The organism is Streptomyces sp. NBC_01474, assembly GCF_035918215.1.
GTDB classification, from domain to species: domain Bacteria; phylum Actinomycetota; class Actinomycetes; order Streptomycetales; family Streptomycetaceae; genus Streptomyces; species Streptomyces aureus.
The window spans coordinates 8,532,337-8,550,054 of the sequence record NZ_CP109449.1 but is presented as its reverse complement, the minus strand read 5'-3'; the positions used below and the strand labels follow the sequence as shown (position 1 = coordinate 8,550,054).

The 17,718-nt window shown below is 70.5% G+C and carries 23 protein-coding genes and 1 riboswitch; of the genes, 12 read left to right on the top strand and 11 right to left on the bottom strand.

From position 1 onward, the window contains the following. Nucleotides 1–128 precede the first annotated feature (128 nt). From OG758_RS39095 to OG758_RS39085, 3 genes are all read left to right on the top strand, one after another. The gene (locus tag OG758_RS39095) at nt 129–1,154 is read left to right on the top strand and encodes a 6-phosphofructokinase (RefSeq protein ID WP_326714191.1); all 1,026 of its coding nucleotides are present in this window, start codon (nt 129–131) and stop codon (nt 1,152–1,154) included. A 103-nt stretch (nt 1,155–1,257) separates the two neighbouring features. Further along, nucleotides 1,258–2,208: a cytochrome c oxidase assembly protein gene (locus OG758_RS39090; RefSeq protein WP_326714190.1), complete on the top strand. Its 951-nt coding sequence runs from the start codon at nt 1,258–1,260 to the stop codon at nt 2,206–2,208. 84 nt (nt 2,209–2,292) lie between these two features. Continuing rightward, entirely contained in the window at nt 2,293–2,451 is a 159-nt protein-coding gene (locus tag OG758_RS39085; protein WP_326714189.1) for a hypothetical protein, read from the top strand. A gap of 38 nt (nt 2,452–2,489) precedes the next feature. On the opposite strand, the gene OG758_RS39080 is transcribed toward OG758_RS39085, so the two are convergent. Continuing rightward, entirely contained in the window at nt 2,490–2,891 is a 402-nt protein-coding gene (locus OG758_RS39080) for an SSI family serine proteinase inhibitor (protein WP_326714188.1), read from the bottom strand. Between the two features lie 188 nt (nt 2,892–3,079). Between OG758_RS39080 and OG758_RS39075 the strand changes: the two genes are divergently transcribed. After that, nucleotides 3,080–3,802 carry a lysophospholipid acyltransferase family protein gene (locus OG758_RS39075; RefSeq protein WP_326714187.1) on the top strand — a complete coding sequence of 241 codons (723 nt, stop codon included), beginning with the start codon at nt 3,080–3,082 and terminating at the stop codon, nt 3,800–3,802. A 92-nt stretch (nt 3,803–3,894) separates the two neighbouring features. On the opposite strand, the gene OG758_RS39070 is transcribed toward OG758_RS39075, so the two are convergent. The 7 genes from OG758_RS39070 to OG758_RS39040 all read right to left on the bottom strand — a co-directional run bounded on the left by OG758_RS39070 (nt 3,895) and on the right by OG758_RS39040 (nt 10,230). After that, nucleotides 3,895–5,406: an alpha/beta hydrolase gene (locus OG758_RS39070; RefSeq protein ID WP_326716179.1), complete on the bottom strand. Its 1,512-nt coding sequence runs from the start codon at nt 5,404–5,406 to the stop codon at nt 3,895–3,897. A gap of 296 nt (nt 5,407–5,702) precedes the next feature. After that, entirely contained in the window at nt 5,703–6,458 is a 756-nt protein-coding gene (locus OG758_RS39065) for an urease accessory protein UreD (protein ID WP_326714186.1), read from the bottom strand. Continuing rightward, a complete protein-coding gene (gene ureG, locus OG758_RS39060; protein WP_326714185.1) occupies nt 6,455–7,132 on the bottom strand; it encodes an urease accessory protein UreG in 678 nt (225 codons plus the stop codon). The genes OG758_RS39065 and ureG overlap by 4 nt, the downstream gene beginning before the upstream one ends. Before the next feature lie 59 nt (nt 7,133–7,191). Next, nucleotides 7,192–7,866, bottom strand: a complete 675-nt coding sequence (locus OG758_RS39055; protein WP_326714184.1) for an urease accessory protein UreF — start codon at nt 7,864–7,866, stop codon at nt 7,192–7,194. Nucleotides 7,867–7,885: 19 nt separating this feature from the next. Next, nucleotides 7,886–9,607 (bottom strand): urease subunit alpha, encoded by a 1,722-nt coding sequence (locus OG758_RS39050; protein WP_326714183.1) that lies wholly within the window; start codon nt 9,605–9,607, stop codon nt 7,886–7,888. Then, nucleotides 9,600–9,911 (bottom strand): urease subunit beta, encoded by a 312-nt coding sequence (locus OG758_RS39045; protein WP_326714182.1) that lies wholly within the window; start codon nt 9,909–9,911, stop codon nt 9,600–9,602. The genes OG758_RS39050 and OG758_RS39045 overlap by 8 nt, the downstream gene beginning before the upstream one ends. Nucleotides 9,912–9,927: 16 nt before the next feature. Further along, entirely contained in the window at nt 9,928–10,230 is a 303-nt protein-coding gene (locus OG758_RS39040) for an urease subunit gamma (RefSeq protein WP_326714181.1), read from the bottom strand. A gap of 365 nt (nt 10,231–10,595) precedes the next feature. Between OG758_RS39040 and OG758_RS39035 the strand changes: the two genes are divergently transcribed. Next, nucleotides 10,596–10,757 carry a hypothetical protein gene (locus OG758_RS39035; protein ID WP_326714180.1) on the top strand — a complete coding sequence of 54 codons (162 nt, stop codon included), beginning with the start codon at nt 10,596–10,598 and terminating at the stop codon, nt 10,755–10,757. 194 nt (nt 10,758–10,951) lie between these two features. On the opposite strand, the gene OG758_RS39030 is transcribed toward OG758_RS39035, so the two are convergent. Further along, a complete protein-coding gene (locus tag OG758_RS39030; RefSeq protein ID WP_326714179.1) occupies nt 10,952–11,230 on the bottom strand; it encodes a type II toxin-antitoxin system Phd/YefM family antitoxin in 279 nt (92 codons plus the stop codon). A gap of 230 nt (nt 11,231–11,460) precedes the next feature. On the opposite strand from OG758_RS39030, the gene OG758_RS39025 reads away from it, so the two are divergent. From OG758_RS39025 to OG758_RS39005, 5 genes are all read left to right on the top strand, one after another. Further along, entirely contained in the window at nt 11,461–11,817 is a 357-nt protein-coding gene (locus tag OG758_RS39025; RefSeq protein WP_326714178.1) for a hypothetical protein, read from the top strand. A gap of 193 nt (nt 11,818–12,010) precedes the next feature. Continuing rightward, a complete protein-coding gene (locus OG758_RS39020) occupies nt 12,011–12,646 on the top strand; it encodes an ATP-dependent Clp protease proteolytic subunit (protein ID WP_326714177.1) in 636 nt (211 codons plus the stop codon). Between the two features lie 7 nt (nt 12,647–12,653). Further along, nucleotides 12,654–12,962 carry a hypothetical protein gene (locus OG758_RS39015; RefSeq protein WP_326714176.1) on the top strand — a complete coding sequence of 103 codons (309 nt, stop codon included), beginning with the start codon at nt 12,654–12,656 and terminating at the stop codon, nt 12,960–12,962. A 353-nt stretch (nt 12,963–13,315) separates the two neighbouring features. Next, nucleotides 13,316–13,493: riboswitch (cyclic di-AMP (ydaO/yuaA leader) on the top strand. Nucleotides 13,494–13,496: 3 nt separating this feature from the next. Then, nucleotides 13,497–13,970, top strand: coding sequence for a C40 family peptidase (locus OG758_RS39010; protein WP_326714175.1), 474 nt, complete (start codon nt 13,497–13,499; stop codon nt 13,968–13,970). 103 nt (nt 13,971–14,073) lie between these two features. Next, on the top strand, nt 14,074–14,628 hold the full coding sequence (locus OG758_RS39005) for a DUF6328 family protein (protein ID WP_442810377.1): 555 nt from the start codon (nt 14,074–14,076) through the stop codon (nt 14,626–14,628). Between the two features lie 54 nt (nt 14,629–14,682). Here the strand turns inward: OG758_RS39005 and OG758_RS39000 are convergent, their stop codons facing one another. After that, nucleotides 14,683–15,117, bottom strand: coding sequence for an ATP-binding protein (locus tag OG758_RS39000; protein WP_326714174.1), 435 nt, complete (start codon nt 15,115–15,117; stop codon nt 14,683–14,685). A gap of 273 nt (nt 15,118–15,390) precedes the next feature. Between OG758_RS39000 and OG758_RS38995 the strand changes: the two genes are divergently transcribed. Continuing rightward, entirely contained in the window at nt 15,391–16,272 is an 882-nt protein-coding gene (locus tag OG758_RS38995; RefSeq protein ID WP_326714173.1) for a helix-turn-helix domain-containing protein, read from the top strand. A 9-nt stretch (nt 16,273–16,281) separates the two neighbouring features. Next, complete coding sequence (locus OG758_RS38990; protein WP_326714172.1) at nt 16,282–16,518, top strand: DUF397 domain-containing protein; 237 nt, start codon at nt 16,282–16,284, stop codon at nt 16,516–16,518. Here the strand turns inward: OG758_RS38990 and OG758_RS38985 are convergent. Beyond that, the gene (locus OG758_RS38985) at nt 16,502–17,662 is read right to left on the bottom strand and encodes an 8-amino-7-oxononanoate synthase (RefSeq protein WP_326714171.1); all 1,161 of its coding nucleotides are present in this window, start codon (nt 17,660–17,662) and stop codon (nt 16,502–16,504) included. The genes OG758_RS38990 and OG758_RS38985 overlap by 17 nt on opposite strands. Between the last annotated feature and the right edge of the window lie 56 nt (nt 17,663–17,718).

Genomic DNA, 17,718 nt, shown 5'->3' with positions numbered 1-17,718 from the left:
AGTGAGCGGGTCAGTCCAGCAGGCGGACGCCTGGTGCGGCCCCGCCCCCTCCCGCCGGTAGGGTGGCGGGGATCCAGCCCGGACGACGTGGTCCGGTCATCGGCCCACGTTGCAAAGGTTTTCGGGCTATGCGTATTGGTGTCCTCACCTCCGGCGGAGACTGCCCCGGCCTGAACGCCGTGATTCGTTCGGTCGTGCACCGTGCCGTCGTCGACCACGGCGACGAGGTCATCGGCTTCCACGACGGCTGGAAGGGCCTGCTGGAGTGCGACTACCGCAAGCTCGACCTGGACGCGGTGGGCGGCATCCTCGCCCGCGGCGGCACGATCCTCGGCTCGTCGCGGGTCCAGCCCGCGCATCTGCGCGACGGCGTGGAGCGGGCCAGGGGCCATGTCGCGGATCTGGGTCTTGACGCGATCATCCCGATCGGCGGAGAGGGCACGCTGAAGGCGGCCCGCCTCCTGTCCGACAGCGGCCTCCCGATCGTCGGCGTACCGAAGACGATCGACAACGACATCGCCGTCACGGACGTCACCTTCGGCTTCGACACGGCCGTCGGCGTCGCGACCGAGGCACTCGACCGTCTCAAGACGACCGCGGAGTCCCACCAGCGCGTCCTGATCGTCGAGGTCATGGGCCGTCACACCGGCTGGATCGCGCTGCACTCGGGCATGGCCGCGGGCGCCCACGCCATCGTCGTGCCGGAGCGCCCCTTCGACATCGAGGAGCTGGCCGCGAAGGTCGGCGAGCGGTTCTCCGCGGGCAAGAAGTTCGCCATCGTCGTCGCCGCCGAGGGCGCCAAGCCCGCCCCCGGTTCCATGGAGTTCGACGAGGGCGCCAAGGACATGTACGGCCACGAGCGCTTCGCGGGCATCGCCACGCGGCTCTCCGGTGAGCTGGAGCAGCGCCTCGGCAAGGAGGCCCGCCCGGTGATCCTCGGTCACGTCCAGCGCGGCGGCACCCCCACCGCGTACGACCGGGTGCTCGCCACGCGCTTCGGCTGGCACGCCGTCGAGGCCGTGCACCGCGGCGAGTTCGGCATGATGACGGCGCTGCGCGGCACGGACATCGTGATGGTGTCGCTCGCCGAGGCCGTGGAGACGCTGAAGACGGTTCCGCAGGAGCGGTACGCCGAGGCGGAGTGCGTTCTGTAGTCCGTGCCCGAAGAGTCTGCCCCCGGTCGCTGCCGCGACCGGGGGCAGTTCTACTCTGGTGCGGACAGACAGCCCACAACCAGTACCAATCAGGAGCCGGCGGATGGATCACAGCGGGCACGGCATGAACATGGATCTGCCGCCGTTCACGCTGGGGCGAGGCCTCGAATGGTCGGCGGACCCCTTCTTCCTGATCGGGTGCCTGGTGGCGCTCGGGCTGTACGGCTGGGGTGTCGTGCGGCTCGCGCGGCGCGGTGACAGCTGGCAGGTGGGCCGCACGCTGTCGTTCGTCGTCGGTGTGCTGACCGTGATGCTGGTGATGTGCACCAAGCTGAACGACTACGGCATGGTCATGTTCTCCGTGCACATGGTGCAGCACATGGTGATCAGCATGCTGTCGCCGATCCTGCTCCTGATGGGCGCGCCGATCACGCTCGCGCTGCGGGCGATGCCGGTGGCGCGGCGCGGTGCCAAGGGGCCGCGCGAGCTGCTCCTGATGTTCCTGCACAGCCGGTACATGCGGATCATCACGCATCCCGCGTTCACGATCCCGCTGTTCATCGCGAGCCTGTACGCGCTCTACTTCACGCCGATCTTCGACACCCTGATGGGTTCGAAGATCGGACACCTCGGCATGATGGTGCACTTCCTCGCCGTCGGCCTGGTCTTCTTCTGGCCGATCATGGGCGTGGACCCGGGCCCGCACCGCCCCGGCTACGTGATGCGGATGCTGGAGCTCTTCGCGGGCATGCCCTTTCACGCGTTCTTCGGCATCGCGCTGATGATGGCGTCCGGGCCGATGATCGGCACGTACGAGCACCCGCCGGCCTCGCTCGGGATCGACGCGCTGGCGGACCAGACGGCGGCGGGCGGTATCGCCTGGGCGTTCAGCGAGGTGCCCTCGGTGCTCGTGCTGCTCGCGCTGCTGTTCCAGTGGAAGAAGTCCGAGGACCGGCAGGCACGCCGCAAGGACCGGGCCGCTGACCGTGACGGCGACCAGGAGCTGGCCGCGTACAACGCGTACCTCGCCTCACTGAACACCCGCGGGCAGTAGCGCCCGGCGCCCCTGAGGGGTGACCATGGTGTTCAGCAGTGGTCCGGGCGCTACGCCGTCCGGGTTGCCGGGAGGAGGCGGGCCATGCCCGGAGCGATGAAGACGATGGGGGTGCTCACCGTCGGCGCCCTCGTCGCGGTGACGGCCTACACGGTGGCACTCGGGAGCAACGGCTGGCTGTGGTTCGGCTGGGTCGTCCTCGGTCTGCTCACCCTCGGGATGGCCGCGTCGCGCAGCACCTGACGCCTGGCGCGGTGCCGCGCGAGAGCGGGTCCCGGGCGTCAGAAGCGGAAGACGGATCCGGTCGACGCTTCCATCGTGCACGCGTTGGCGAACGTCTTCTGCCAGGTGATCTGCTTGCCGCGGTACGTGCCCCTCGCACTCACGGTGACCGGGGCGTAGACCTGGGTGCACAGCTCCGGGTCCGCGACGAGCGCGTCCAGATTCCCGTGCGCCCTGTCGAGTGCGCCGCACGCCTCGGACGCGTGCGGGTGGTGACCCCACGCCTCCGGCTCGCAGCGCAGGAGCTCACCGCGCATCCACGAGCCCTGGTCCCCGGAGACGGTGAGGAAGACCCCCTGGGCCGCGGGCGGGTCGGTGGCGGTGGCGCGGGCGGGGCCGGCAGCGGTGACGGCCGCGGCGAGGGCCGTGAGGGCTGCGGCGACGAGAACGGGCGGACGCATGCGGGACCTCCGGTGAGGGTGCGGGACGAAGGGAGGCCAGGGCACTCCCTGCGCCGTGCGGCCGCCAAGCGGACGCGCCGTTCGGTCCCCCGGCCGGAGGTCCGGCGAGGTCCGAACGGGCTCTCGCGCGCGGGCCGCCGATTGGTTACTGTGCGCACGCATCTGGATCCACGGGGAAGGCGACCAGCATGTTCTACCGACTGCTCAAGTACGTGATTCTGGGCCCACTGCTGCGGCTGGTCTTCCGGCCCCGGATCGAGGGGCTCGAACACGTGCCGGAGTCGGGCGCGGCGATCGTCGCGGGCAATCACCTGTCGTTCTCGGACCACTTCCTGATGCCGGCCATCCTGAAGCGGCGCATCACGTTCCTGGCGAAGGCGGAGTACTTCACGGGGCCCGGCATCAAGGGCCGGCTGACGGCCGCGTTCTTCCGCAGCGCCGGCCAGATCCCCGTGGACCGCTCCGGCAAGGAGGCGGGCCGGGCGGCGATCCGCGAGGGCCTCGGCGTGCTGAGCAAGGGCGAGCTGCTCGGGATCTACCCGGAGGGCACGCGCTCGCACGACGGGCGGCTCTACAAGGGCAAGGTCGGCGTGGCCGCGATGGCCCTCAAGGGGCAGGTCCCGGTGATCCCCTGCGCGATGATCGGCACCTTCGAGGCACAGCCGCCCGGCCAGGTCATCCCGAACCTCCACCGTGTGACGATCCGCTTCGGCGAGCCCCTGGACTTCTCGCGCTACGCGGGCATGGACGGCGAGAAGGCGATCCTCCGCGCGGTCACGGACGAGATCATCTACGCGATCCTCGGCCAGTCCGGCCAGGAGTACGTCGACAAGTACGCGGCCGACGTCAAGGCCGAGGCCGAAGCGGCCAAGGAGAAGGCACGGAAGTTCCCGCGGATGCCTCTGAGCTGAGCCCGGGGCGGTTCGGGCGCCCGGCGACGGCACGAGGACGGCCCGGCCTCTGGGGGAGGCCGGGCCGTCACAGGTTCACCGCGGGACGGTGGTTACGGCTTGGGCGTGGCGTGCGGGGCGCACGTCACGTCCTTGCTGTCCGTCTTGCCGGTGAGCAGGTAGGTGTCGACCCGGTCGTTGATGCACGGGTTGGTCAGGCCGGTGACACCGTGGGAGCCCGCGTCCTTCTCGGTGATCAGGCGCGAGCCCTTGAAGCGCTGGTGCAGCTCGACGGCGCCCTTGTAGGGGGTGGCCGCGTCACGCGTCGACTGGACGATCAGGACGGCGGGCAGGCCCTTGCCGGTCTTCACGTTCACGGGAGTCTGCTGCTTGGTGGGCCAGGTGGCACACGGCAGGTTCATCCACGCGTTCGCCCACGTCATGAACGGATAGTCCTTGTTCAGACGCGTGTTGTCGCGGTCCCACTTGTTCCAGCTGGTGGGCCACTTGGCGTCGGCGCACTCGACGGCCGTGTAGACCGCGTTGCCGTTCTCCGACGAGGCGTTGCCCGCGGTGTCCGACATGTCGGGGGCCGCGGCGTCGACGAGCGCCTGGGTGTCCCCGGCGACGTACTTGCTCCACACCTGCGCGACCGGCACCCACGACGAGTCGTAGTACGGGGCGCTCTGGAAGAAGCCGATCAGCTCGGCGGGGCCGACGACGCCGCCGATGGGGTTCTTCTTGGCGGCGGCGCGCAGCTTCAGCCACTGGGCCTCGACCTTGGCCTGCGTGTCACCGAGGTGGAAGGAGGCGTCGTTCTTCGCCACCCACGACGTCCAGTCGTTCCAGCGGCCCTGGAAGGCGACGTCCTGGCCGAGGTTGGCCTCGTACCAGATGTTGTCGCGCGACGGGTCGACGACGCTGTCGACGATCATGCGGCGGACGTGGCCCGGGAAGAGCGTGCCGTAGACGGCGCCCAGGTACGTGCCGTAGGAGACGCCCAGGTAGTTGAGCTTCTTCTCGCCGAGGGCGGCGCGGATGACGTCGAGGTCGCGCGCGGTGTTCGGCGTGGTCATCTGCGGCAGCATGTCGCCGCTCCGCTCGGCGCAGCCGTCCGCGTACTCCTTGGCGAGCTTGCGCTGGGCGAGCTTGTCGGCCTCGGAGTCGGGGACCGGGTCGGCCTTGGGGGCCTTCACGAACTCCTGCGGGTCGATGCAGGAGATCGGCGCGGAGTGACCGACGCCGCGCGGGTCGAAGCCCACGAAGTCGTACGCCTTCGAAGTCTTCGTCCACAGCGGGTTCTTGGAGGTCACGCGCGCCGGGAAGCGCATGCCGGAGCCGCCGGGGCCGCCCGGGTTGTAGACGAGGGCACCCTGGCGCTCGTCCTTGGTGCCGGTGGAGCCTATGCGGTCGACGGCCAGCTTGATCTGCTTGCCGTACGGCTTCGCGTAGTCGAGCGGCACCGTCACCCAGCCGCACTGGATGGGCTTGGCTATGCCCCAGTCGGCGGGGCAGTCCTTCCAGTCGATGCCGGCCTTGGCGGCACGGGCCGCCGCGACGGCCGCACCGCGGGCCTCACGGTCCTGGCCGGTCCGGGAGTCCGCGCTCGCCACCGGCGCCGCCATCGCTCCGGCAATCAGGGTCGCCGCCACCAGGGTTCCGGCGGAGCCGATCACCGCCGTCCGGCTGCTTCGACTGGTAAGTCGAGTCCGTCTCAACTGAGGCCTCCGTACATCGATTCGATCGATACTTCGATCGGGTTCTCGATCAGTACGGGGATCCTCGCGCCTGCACCGTCCCTGACAACAGAGACAGTTGACGTTCTTTACCAATCCGATAAACGGTATAACTCGTCCCGGTGAGCGGAATGGGCCCGTACGGTCGTTTGGTTCGGACCGGCCGGGCCCACTTGAGCCGTCGCTCAGGCCAGGCGACGCAGGGCGTCGTCGAGTGTTCCGCGCAGCCGCAGCGCGTCGGACGCGAGGGCCGTGACCAGGACCGCGGGCCCGGCGAGCGGCGTCAGCGCGGCGTTCTCGCCGAGCAGCGCGGGAGGCGGTCTGTCCTTCTCGAACTCGGGCTTCACGACCACGAGTTGCCCGAGCGCCCGGTGCCCCCCGAGCACGGCGGGGCCGTCCCAGCCGCCGGGTGCGCCGGGACCGCAGGCCAGCTCCTGATCGAGCAGCGGCCGCCCCTCCCGGTGGACGGTGAGCCGGCTGGTGAGCCGGCCGGGCTCCTCAGCTGTGCGCCCGAGCACCTGCTCCTCACGCAGCACGAGCCGGGCACCCGGGGCGAGTTCGGCCCGCGTGGTGACGCGCAGGTCGCTCGCGCACGCGGAGATCAACTGCTCGGGCAGCCAGTGCAGTTCGGCCCCGTCGTCGACCGTGAGACGAACGTCGTAGCGCGCCTCGCCCTTGGCCTGGCCGGGCAGGGCGATCGTCGCGGCGACGGACCCGATGCGCAGGCGGGCACCGGCCGTCGCATGCGCCTCGACACTCATGTGGTCGCCGCCGAGTGGCCCGCTCATCGCACCGACGAGCATGACGCGCGCGTCGGGACCGGTCGAGCGAATGCGGCGCAGGGCCAGGGCGCCCTCTGCGTCGAGGACGGGCAGACAGGTGCCGCCCCGGCCGTCGTCGCTCGCCGTGATGCGGGCCGTGGAGCGTACGCCTGCTGTCATGCCGCCCACGCGGTGAGCTGTCCGCGCACCCAGTCGGCGACCTCGCGCACACCGTCGGCGGAGCGCAGGGACTGGAGGACGACGGGGAGTTCGGCGCGCTGCGCCTTGGCGTCGGCGGACATCCGGGCGAGGTCGGAGCCGACGTACGGGGCGAGGTCCGTCTTGTTGACGACGAGCAGGTCGGCGGTGGTGACTCCGGGGCCGCCCTTGCGCGGGATGTCGTCGCCGCCGGCGACGTCGATGACGAAGACCTGCGCGTCGACGAGGCCGCGAGAGAACGTGGCGGTGAGGTTGTCGCCGCCGGACTCGACGAGGATCAGGTCGAGCGGCCCGACCTCGTCCTCCAGGTCCTCCACGGCCTCCAGGTTGGCGGAGATGTCGTCGCGGATGGCGGTGTGCGGGCAGGCGCCGGTCTCCACGGCGGTGATGCGCTCGGGCGGCAGCACGGCCTCGCGGAGCAGGAACTCGGCGTCCTCACGCGTGTAGATGTCGTTCGTCACGACGGCGAGGGACAGCTCGTCGCGCAGCGCACGGCAGAGCGCGGCGACGGTGGCCGTCTTCCCGGAGCCGACCGGGCCGCCGAGGCCGATACGGAAGGCGCGGCGGGTGCCGTCGGGACGGCGGGCGTCGGCGCTGGCCGCGGCGGGGCCGTCGTGCGAGTGGTCGAGGTGCATGGTGTTACTCCAATCGTTCTGTGTGGAGGACGGGGCGCCCTGGGGCGCCAGGTCGCGCCCTACGACGCGAACAGGCGCACAGCCCAGGCCGCGTGGGCCTCGGCCCCCACCTCCAGCAGCGGCGCGGACGCCGCGGGCAGTGAATCCACCCCTTCGGTGACGGCGCGTGCCGCCGCCTCGGCGGCCGCCGTCGCGACGCGGTCGATGTCGTCCGCGAGGCGCGCGAGCCCTGCCGTCGCGTCGAACGGATCGAGGCTGAGCAGCCTGACCGTCGCGGTGGCGGGCCCGCTGACGCTCTCGTACGCGGAGCAGTAGGCGGCGTCGACGGGGCCGAGGCCCGCGGCCCGCGCGGTGAGGCCGAGGACCACCGGCTGGTGCGCCCCCTTGGGGAACCGCCGGGCGAGCGCGTCGAGTTCGGGATGCGGCCAGGCCGCGCGCGCGGCGCGCATGAGCTGTCTGCCGAGCCTGCGCGCCGCGGTGCGCAGGGCGGGCGAAGGCGTACGGGCGTCAGCGGCCTCGTCCAGGGTGACCGGGTCGAGGCCGAGCGCGGCGGCGGCCGCCAGGGACGCCGACACCAGCCCCGTGGTGTGCAGACGGCCCCGGCAGAATTCCTCCAGGCTCGCCGCGCCGGTGATGCGTCCCGCCTTGACGGCGGCCTCCGCCCCGCCGGAGTGGGCATGCCCACCGGCAGGGAAGCGGCCGTCGGCCAGGACGAGTAGTGCGGCTCGTGTCATGACTCTTCTTCTCGGCCCGTCAGAACAGGAAATACCGCTGGGCGAGCGGCAGTTCGGCGGCGGGCGCGGGCTCGACGAGTTCGCCGTCGATGGTGACGGCGAAGCTGTCGGGGGCGACCTCGACCCGCGGCAGCGCGTCGTTCTCCCGCATGTCCGCCTTCGTGCGTCCCCGCGTCGAGCGGATCGGCACGAACTTCCTGTCGAGACCGAGGCGTTCGGGCAGACCGTCGTCGAGGGCGGTCTGCGTCACGTAGAAGAACGAGTTCGAGGCGGGGGCCCTGCCGCGGGCACCGAACATGGGGCGGGGCAGGACGGGCTGCGGCGTGGGGATGGACGCGTTGGCGTCGCCCATTTGAGCGTACGCGATCTGGCCGCCCTTGATGACGAGCTGCGGCTTGACGCCGAAGAACTGGGGGTCCCAGAGCACGAGGTCAGCGAGCTTGCCGGTCTCGACGGAGCCGATCTCGTGGTCGATGCCCTGTGCGACGGCCGCGTTGATCGTGTATTTGGCGACATAGCGACGGGCGCGCCGGTTGTCGGCGCGGGTGTCGCCAGGGAGTTGGCCGCGGCGGCGCTTCATGACGTGCGCGGTCTGCCAGGTCCGCAGGACGACCTCGCCGATGCGGCCCATCGCCTGGGAGTCCGAGGACATGATCGAGATGGCGCCGATGTCGTGAAGGATGTCCTCGGCCGCGATGGTGGTGGGCCGGATCCGGGACTCGGCGAAGGCCAGGTCCTCGGGGACGGCCGGGTTGAGGTGGTGACAGACCATCAGCATGTCGAGGTGTTCCTCGACGGTGTTGACGGTGTGCGGCCGGGTCGGGTTGGTCGAGCTCGGCAGCATGTTGGGCAGCGAGACGGCCGTGATCATGTCGGGCGCGTGTCCGCCGCCCGCGCCCTCGACGTGGAAGGCGTGCAGGGTACGGCCGGCCACGGCGTCGAAGGTGGCGTCGACGAAGCCCGCCTCGTTCAGGGTGTCCGTGTGGACGGCGAGCTGCGCGCCGGTGTCCTCACAGACGTTCAGGCAGGCGTCGATGACGGCAGGGGTCGCGCCCCAGTCCTCGTGGATCTTGAAACTGACGGCGCCCGCGCGCAGTTGGGCGTACATCGACTCGGCGGACGTGGTGTTGCCCTTGCCGAGGAAGCCGATGTTGACGGGGCTCGACTCCATCGCCTCGAACATGCGGGCAAGATGCCACGAACCAGGTGTGATCGTGGTCGCCTTGGAGCCCTCGGCCGGGCCGGTACCGCCGCCGATGAGCGTGGTGACACCGGAGGAGAGCGCCTCGTCGACGATGGTCGGCGAGATGAAGTGGATGTGGGTGTCGATGGCGCCCGCGGTGACAATCTTGCCGTTGCCCGCGATGATCTCGGTCTCGGGGCCGATGACGAGGTCGGGGTGGACGCCGTCCATCGTGTCCGGGTTGCCGGACTTGCCGATCGCGGTGATCCGGCCGTCCCGTATACCGATGTCGGCCTTGACGATGCCCCAGTGGTCGATGATCACGGCGCCGGTGATGACGGTGTCGGGGGCGCCGTCTGCGCGCGTAGCGCGTGACTGGCCCATGGACTCGCGGATCACCTTGCCGCCACCGAACACCGACTCGTCACCGGAGAGTCCGGGGCCGCCGGAGCGGTCCTCCTCGATCTCGATCAGCAGGTCGGTGTCCGCGAGGCGGATGCGGTCGCCTGTGGTGGGGCCGAACAGGTCGGCGTAGGCGGCGCGGGAGAGTTCAGCCATCGAGGGCACCTCCGGTCTCGCCCCGCAGGCCGGGAACGATGCGCCGGCCGGCCAGGGGCACGAGTTCGATGTCGACAGGGATTCCGGGCTCGAAGCGCACGGCGGTCCCTGCGGCGACGTTGAGTCGCAGACCGTGCGCTGCGGCACGGTCGAACTCCAGACCGGGATTGGCCTCGGCGAAGTGGTAGTGGGAGCCGACCTGCACGGGCCGGTCGGCGGCGTTGAGCACGGTCAGACGGGTGACCTCGCGGCCCTCATTGAACACGACGGGCTCGTCCGCGAACAGGATCTCTCCGGGGATCATGGAAGCGCTCCCCCCGTCAGACGATCGGGTCATGGACGGTGACGAGCTTGGTGCCGTCGGGAAAGGTCGCCTCGACCTGCACATCGTGGATCATCTCGGGGATGCCCTCCATGACGTCGTCGCGCGTGAGCACCTTGCGACCGGACGACATGAGTTCGGCTACGGTCCGGCCGTCACGCGCGCCTTCGAGAATGTGCGACGTGACCAGAGCGATCGCCTCGGGATGGTTGAGCTTCAGACCCCGGGCCCGGCGCTTATCGGCCACATCGGCGGCCACATGAATGAGCAGTCTCTCCTGCTCGTGCGGGGTCAGTTGCACGGCTCCCACCTCACAGTCCTTCACTCCGGACCGTGCGGGGCCCGGCTGCCGCGGCCACCGCGACGGGTATAGATGTAACACGCAAGAAATGCACATGATCTTGTGCACCCCGGCTACAAAAGCCCCTGGTGACCTGCGGTGCAGGCTAATTGCGGGGAGTTTCAACGAGGTTAACCACCCCTTGACCCGCCCATGACTGTCAGCTGGGCTCACCCATACGCATGAGGGCCTGCAGGCTGTTCCGCAAATTTTCGACATGCCCTCCTCGAACAGCGCCGCCGCGCGGCTCCAGCCGGCCGTGACCGCCGAAGCCGCCATGGCCGCCGAAATCCCGAAGGGCACGCAGGTGCGGGGGGCCATCGGCGGTGAGGATACTGCCGCCGCCCGAACCGGTCGGCCGTATCGGCCAGTTCACGCCGCCGGGCGCGGGCGGAACGCCGCTGCGCTCGGGCTCGTACTTCGACGGGGCGCGGGCCTTGACGCCCGCTGTCACGTCGGCGGCCCGTGCGGGGCTCGGGCTCGTATAAGTACTGCTCGGCGGGCTGCGCAAGAAGCGGGGCGGCGCCGACGAAGGGGCCAAGGAGTCCAAGTCGCTTGATCCAGGCCCCGCTTGAGGCCTGGCATACGCATCCGACCTACCAGGTCATCAGGTCAGCCGGATTTGCCGGACCTCACCGACCTGACCGGCCTCCCGTCCTGACCGACCTCCGAACCTCCCGACCTACCTGACCTCCGGCCCCCGGTGCTCCGCGGCGATGCCGAAGCGGTGGCGGTCGCCGCCGGTGGACGAGGTCGAGCCGATGCCGGAGACGGAGCTGATCACTTGCTCGTCCTCCGGCTCCCCCAGGGCCTCCAGGCGCTCGAGATCGGCCGCGGAGACCAGCGCGACGAGCGGCTTGCCGTGCCGGGTCACGACGACGCGCTCCCCGCCGTACACGACGCGGTTGATCAGATCGGCGAGCTCAGCGCGGGCTTGCGTCACCGGAATCTCGTAGGCCATGTCCTCCAGCTTAGACCGGGCCCGCAGGACGGACACGGTCCGTGACTGCACGCCGACCCACAGGTGCGACGGCGGCCCGGGCGGGGCGGTTCCGACCGCTGCCGTTGTCAGTGGCCGCGCGTAGCGTCGACGTGTCAACTGTTCGTGCTGCATGGCTGCTTGCGCGGATCCGACGGAGCCCCGCCCGGAACAGCGCCCGCGGCGGGGCCTCGCGCGCCTAGGCTCCGCGCATGGAACAGAGCGAGATCATCTTGCGCGCAATCGGCGTCCTGACCGAGACCCAGGAAATGGTGCGCCGGCTCAGCAAGGATGCCGAGCCCGACATCGAGGCCGAGGACGCCCAGCTCGGGCGCCTGGTGACAGAGGTGTTCCCCTCCATCGAGATCCCGGCGGAATCGAGCGTGGAGGAGGCGGCGGAGGCCACCGTCGCGGCACTGATGCCGGTGACGATCTCCCTGGTGGGCGCCTTCGCGTTCCTCTTCTCCGAGCTCGCCGAGGTGCATGACTCGGGCCGGACGGACATCAAGACCGCCGACCTCCTGCAACACCTCGCGCTGCGCCTGTCCAGGTCGGACGACAACCAGTAGCCACGACACAGGAGAACGGAGCAGGGGGTCGGCCGGCGCCTCGGGGCGCGGGCCGGCCCCTTTTCGCGTCTCCCGCAGCCCGAGCCCTCCTTTTCGCGCTCCTCGCCCCCTGCCCCCTACCCGGCCATCCGTACGTCCTGTACATTTTTTACAGAAGCAGCGACAGAGTTCCGCGCTCACGGAGGCATGTGCCATGAACCGACCTTCCGCCCGCTATGTGCTGCCCGAGTTCACCGAGCACACCTCGGCCGGGCACCGCACCCTCGATCCGTACTCCAAGCTCCTGGAGGAGCGGATCGTCTTCCTGGGGACGCCGATCGACGACACCTCCGCGAACGACGTGATGGCGCAGTTCATGCACCTCGAGTACGCCGCGCCGGACCGGGACATCTCGCTGTACATCAACTCCCCCGGCGGCTCGTTCAGCGCGATGATGGCGATCTACGACACGATCCGGTTCGTCAGCTGCGAGGTCGAGACCGTGTGCCTCGGGCAGGCCGCCTCCGCCGCCGCCGTGCTCCTGGCGGCCGGGACACCGGGGAAGCGGGCCATGCTGCCCGGCGCGCGCGTGGTGATCCATCAGCCGGGGCTGCCCGAGCCCGCGCAGGGCCAGCCGAGCGACCTGGAGATCCAGGCCCGTGAACTGGTGCGTATGCGCGCCCAGCTGGAGGAACTGCTCGCGCGGCACACCGGGCAGAACCGCGAGCGCATCGCCGCCGACATCGAGCGGGACACGATCCTCCGGGCCCAGGACGCCGTGGAGTACGGGCTCGTGGACCGGGTCATCGACAACCGCAAGACGTCCGGTTCGGCCCCCGGCGCCAGGTGAGCCGGCGATGCTGCCGCCCGAACTGCCCCCGCTGCCCGCGCTGACGCGCGCCGAGTGCGAACTCCTCGACCGCTATCTGGAGGTGGTCGATCTGCTCGGCAGGATCAACCCGGCCCGGAGCGACCACACGTATGGCGGACTGCGCGCTGCGCAAGCGCTCGTCGGCAGGGCGACGGCCCTCAGGGACGCCCTGACGCTCATGCATCAGCGGGGCGAGAGCGAGGTCCACGCGACGACGCTGGCTCGGGCTTTGCGGGTCCTGGACGGAGAAAGGAGGTCACAACGGGTCACAGTTCCGCCGGAGCCGGTCAATTGACGGTGCATTCGAGACTGGAGCGGTCGAGGCGAACCGTCCGGACCCGAGCCGAAACGGACCAGAAGAGGTACCCACATACGGAGTAGCCGGTACTAGCACTTGCGAACCGGAAAAGTTGCGCGGAACGCCTACGCGGAATCAGAGATTCCGCCTTCCGCTGCTGGTGCGGGCGTCGTCGGGACCCCTGCACCAGGGTGGAAAGGTGCGCTGTCCACCCGAACAGGCCAGTCGTGAGGACACTCACTTAACGCCGATTCGGCGCTGCGTTCGCGCCGTTCGTGCGTGAAGATCCCTTCCGACGACAAGCCCCCGCCGCCGCGGCGGGGCGGTCCGTGCGGACGCCGAGTCCTGCCGCCGTACGGATGCCAGGTCGACAGGAGTGGATCGGCAGGAGTGGAGGACCCGAGCACGACGGGCCGCCGGAGCTGTTTTCCGGGCCGGCCCTTGGGGTGAAGCCGCACATCGCGGCCGGGCAACTTCGCCAGCCCGAATCCGACAGGTCATCCTTCACAGGCGGCTGACGAAGGGTTGCGCATGACTGCGCTCAATCGTGTCCCGTCGCTGCTCGCCCGGGCCGGAACCGCCTCGGCCCTCACGCTCGCCGTAGCGGGTGGCAGCCTGCTGGTCCCCGGAGCCGCCCCCGAAGCGGAAGCCGCGCCACCGGCGACGAAAGCACTCCAGATCGCGGCCTCCAAGAGGGGAAGCCCCTACCGGTGGGGCGCCACTGGGCCGCACACATTCGACTGCTCGGGCCTGACGCTCTACTCGTTCAAGGCCGCGGGCAAGAAACTGCCCCGCACCGCCGCCCAGCAGTACAACAAGACCCGCCATGTCTCCGCGTCCCATCGAAAACGCGGTGACCTGGTCTTCTTCCACTCGGGCCGCGGCGTCTACCACGTCGGCATCTACGCCGGGAAGGGAAAGATCTGGCACTCGCCGAAGACCGGTGCCGTGGTGCGGCTCGAGCGGATCTGGACGAGGAGCGTCTGGTACGGGCGCGTGCGCTAGCGCCGTCTGACGGGTCCCCCGGGCGCCCGGGGGACCCGTCAGGCGCCGGAGCGTGCTCACGCCCGCCCGCCTCGGAACCGCGCGATGGGGTACTCGTGGTCGTATGGACGAGGACCGAAGGGCTTGCGACGAGGACGCCCCACGCCCGGGCCCGCCGAGCGGCGGCCAGGACCGGCACGAGACGCCGCTGGAGCGCGCGGACCGGAACTTCGGCGAGCTGCTCCAGGAACTGAGGGTCACCCAGACGGGCGTGCAGATCCTCTTCGCGTTCCTGCTGACGCTGGCGTTCACTCCGCGGTTCCCGTCGCTGGACGCCGTGCAGCGCGCGACCTACATCGCGACGCTGCTGCTCGCGGTGCTCGCCGCCGCGCTGTTCACGGCGCCCGCGGCGCTGCACCGCGCGCTGTTCCGGCGCGGCGCCAAGCCTCAGATCGTGCAGATGTCCTCGCGGCTCGCCACGGCCGGCCTGAGCGTTCTGGTGCTCGCCCTGACCGGGTCCGTGCTGCTCGTCGTGGACGTCACGGCGGGGCGGGCGGCGGGGATCGCGGCGGGAGCCGGCACGTTCGCGGTCTGTGTGGGCCTGTGGGGTGTGCTGCCGCGTCTGGTGCGGCGCTCGCTCACGCGGGCGCAGGAGGAGACGGACACACCGTCCCCGTAGCCGCCTTCATACCTGCCGGCCTTCACACCTGTTGGCCTGCACGCCCGCCGGCCTTCACACCTGTTGGACAGGGACCGTCCACGGCAGGGCGATCCATACGGTCTTGCCGCCTTCGGGGGTGGGCCTGACCGACAGGCTTCCGCCGCACTCGGCGGTCAGCCAGCGGATGATCACCATGCCGCGCCCGTTGTCCTGCTGGACGGCGGCCGGGAGCCGCTTCGGGTAGCACGGGTGGCTGTCCGTGACACCGATGCGCAGGTGTTCGTCGCGCTCCAGCTGCATGTCGACCTTGAAGACGGGCGACTGTCCACGGGTGTGCATCACGGCGTTCGTGGCGAGTTCGGAGACGATGAGCCGGACCGTGTCGGCGGCTTCCGCGTCGCGCGGCATGCCCCATTCGGCGAGTACGTCGCTGACATATGTGCGGGCCGAGAAGACCGAGGCGGGATCGCTCGGCAGAGTGACGGATGCTTCCTGGTGATCTGCCATGGCGACGTCGTCCCTTTTTTCGCCGGGGCCTGAATCCGACACATGGCGGATGACTCGAGGCGACCCCCGGACTGGTGCTTCGCGCCAGAGTGCCACTCCCGCCCGGCCGGTGGAGCCGATCCCCCGAGATATGCATATATCTGTCGCTCGAAGCGGTGAACTCTGCGTGGGTGGACCGCATTTGGGCGTACGCCGCCGACTTCCTCTACCGTCGCCTCAGAACACCGATCCGCCGGGCCTGAAGGAGCCGGGCCGCAGGTCCGAGGAGACAGGATGAAACACGGTCCGGCGGTGCGCCGCCGCAGACTCGGCGCGGAGCTGCGCGCGCTGCGTGCCCGCGCGGGACTCACAAGTGGCGAGACGGCCCGGCTGGTCGGCTGGCACCAGTCGAAAGTGAGCCGTATCGAGACCGGGCGCAGCGGCGTGAAAGCGTCGGACGTGCGCCTCCTGCTCGACGCCTTCGAGGTCGCGGACTCCGGCCTGCGGGATCTACTGGTCGCGCTGGCGGGGTCGGGGGACGACGGCGGCCAGCACTGGTGGCACGCCTACCGGGACCTTCTGCCGCCCGCCTACCGGGACTTCATCAGCCTGGAGTCGCAGGCGTGCCGGGTCAGGACGGTCGAGACGTCCGTCGTGCCGGGCCTCCTCCAGACGCCCGACTACGCGCGTGCGGTGACCAGGGCCGCGCTCGGCGGGCTGCCGGACGGGCAGGTAGACGCCCTGGTCGAGGTGCGGATCGCCCGGCAGGACGTGCTGCGTTCCGCGTCCCCGCTCCGGCTCAGCGCGGTGCTCGACGAGGCGGTGCTGCGGCGCCCGGTGGGCGGTCCCCGGGTGATGGCGGAGCAGCTGCGTCAGCTGGCCGCCGTGGCGAAGCTTCCCCATGTGCGGCTTCAGGTACTGCCGTTCACCGCAGGGGAGCATGTCGGACTCACCGGCCCTTTCGTTGTGTTCTCATTTCCGAACACTTCCGATCTGGACGTAGTAGTTCTCGACCATTTGACGAGTAGCCTCTACCTCGAGCGGAAAGAAGACCTCAAGGCGTACACGGACGCCTTTGACACCCTTCGGATCCACGCCCTTTCGCCCGGGGACTCGTTGGATTTCATCGCCGGGATCGCCGGAGCGCATCGCCCTCCGGACTGTGAACGCACGTAAGGAGGCACCATGTCAGCACTGCCTCGGTACGTACCATCCGCCGCCGTTCCCAGCACCTCTCTGCACGACGCGCCATGGCGGCGAAGCAGCCGAAGCACCGGAATGAACAACTGCGTCGAGACGGCTCCGCTGCACCGCGGCCCTTCGGCCGGACTCCTCGCCGTACGCGACTCCAAGCACACGGCCGGACCCGCCCTGCTGTTCTCGCCCTCCGCATGGGAGGGGTTCCTCAACTCCTTGCGATGAATGCCGAGTCGGGAGCCTTGCGGCTGATCACCCGCACGGCCTGGGCGATTTGATCGTCGGTCAGGTCGGCGCGGGCGGTCAGCCGCAGCCGTGAGATGCCGTCCGGCACCGACGGGGGACGGAAGCAGCCGACGGCGAGGCCGGCTTCGCGGCAGTCCGCCGCCCAGCGCACCGCCTCCTCGGGGGACGGCGCGCGCACGGAGACGACGGCGGCGTCGGGCCGTACGGCCTGGAGCCCCTCGGCCGTGAGCAGTTCGTGCAGCGAGGACGCCACGGCGCGGGCCCTTTCGGCGCGCTCGGGCTCGCGGCGCAGCAGGCGCAGGGCCGCGAGCGCGGCGCCGGCCGCCGCGGGCGCGAGGCCCGTGTCGAAGATGAACGTCCGTGCGGTGTTGACGAGATGGTCGATCACCCGCGCCGGACCGAGGACGGCGCCGCCCTGGCTGCCGAACGACTTGGAGAGGGTGACGGTGACGACGGTGCCGTCGGCGCCCGAGAGCCCCGCCGCCTGCGGCGCGCCCCTGCCGCCGTCGCCGAGCACACCGAGTCCGTGCGCGTCGTCGACGATCAGACCTGCCCCGAACTCCCTTGCCACTCGCGCGAGTTCGGCCAGTGGAGCCGCGTCGCCGTCCACCGAGAAGACGGAGTCCGAGACGACGACGGCCTGTCCCTGATGCGTGTCGAGGGCCTTGCGGACGGCGTCGGGGTCGGCGTGCGGGACGACCTGCGTCGCGCCGCGGGCGAGCCGGCAGCCGTCGATGAGGGAGGCGTGGTTGCTCGCGTCCGAGACGATCAGCGAGCCGTGCGGGGCGAGAGCGGTCACGGCGGCGAGGTTGGCGGCGTAGCCGGACGACAGGACGAGCGCCGCCTCGAAACCGCAGAACTCGGCCAGTTCGCGCTCGAGTTCGGCGTGCAGCTCCGTGGTGCCCGTGACGAGCCGCGAGCCGGTGGCGCCGCCACCCCAGCGCAGCGCCGCGTCCGCCGCTCCTCCGGTGATCTCGGGGTGTCGCGTGAGGCCGAGGTAGTCGTTGCTCGCGAGATCGAGGAGGGGGTTCGATGACGGGCGGGGGCGCAGCGTGCGGACGAGTCCGGCGCCGCGGCGCACGCGCTCCTGCTCGTCGATCCAGCCGAACGGCGATCCCGCCATGTGAGTCCCTCCGCCCGGCCGTCGAGCGACCGGTTCTCGAGTGGGGTGTGCTGTCC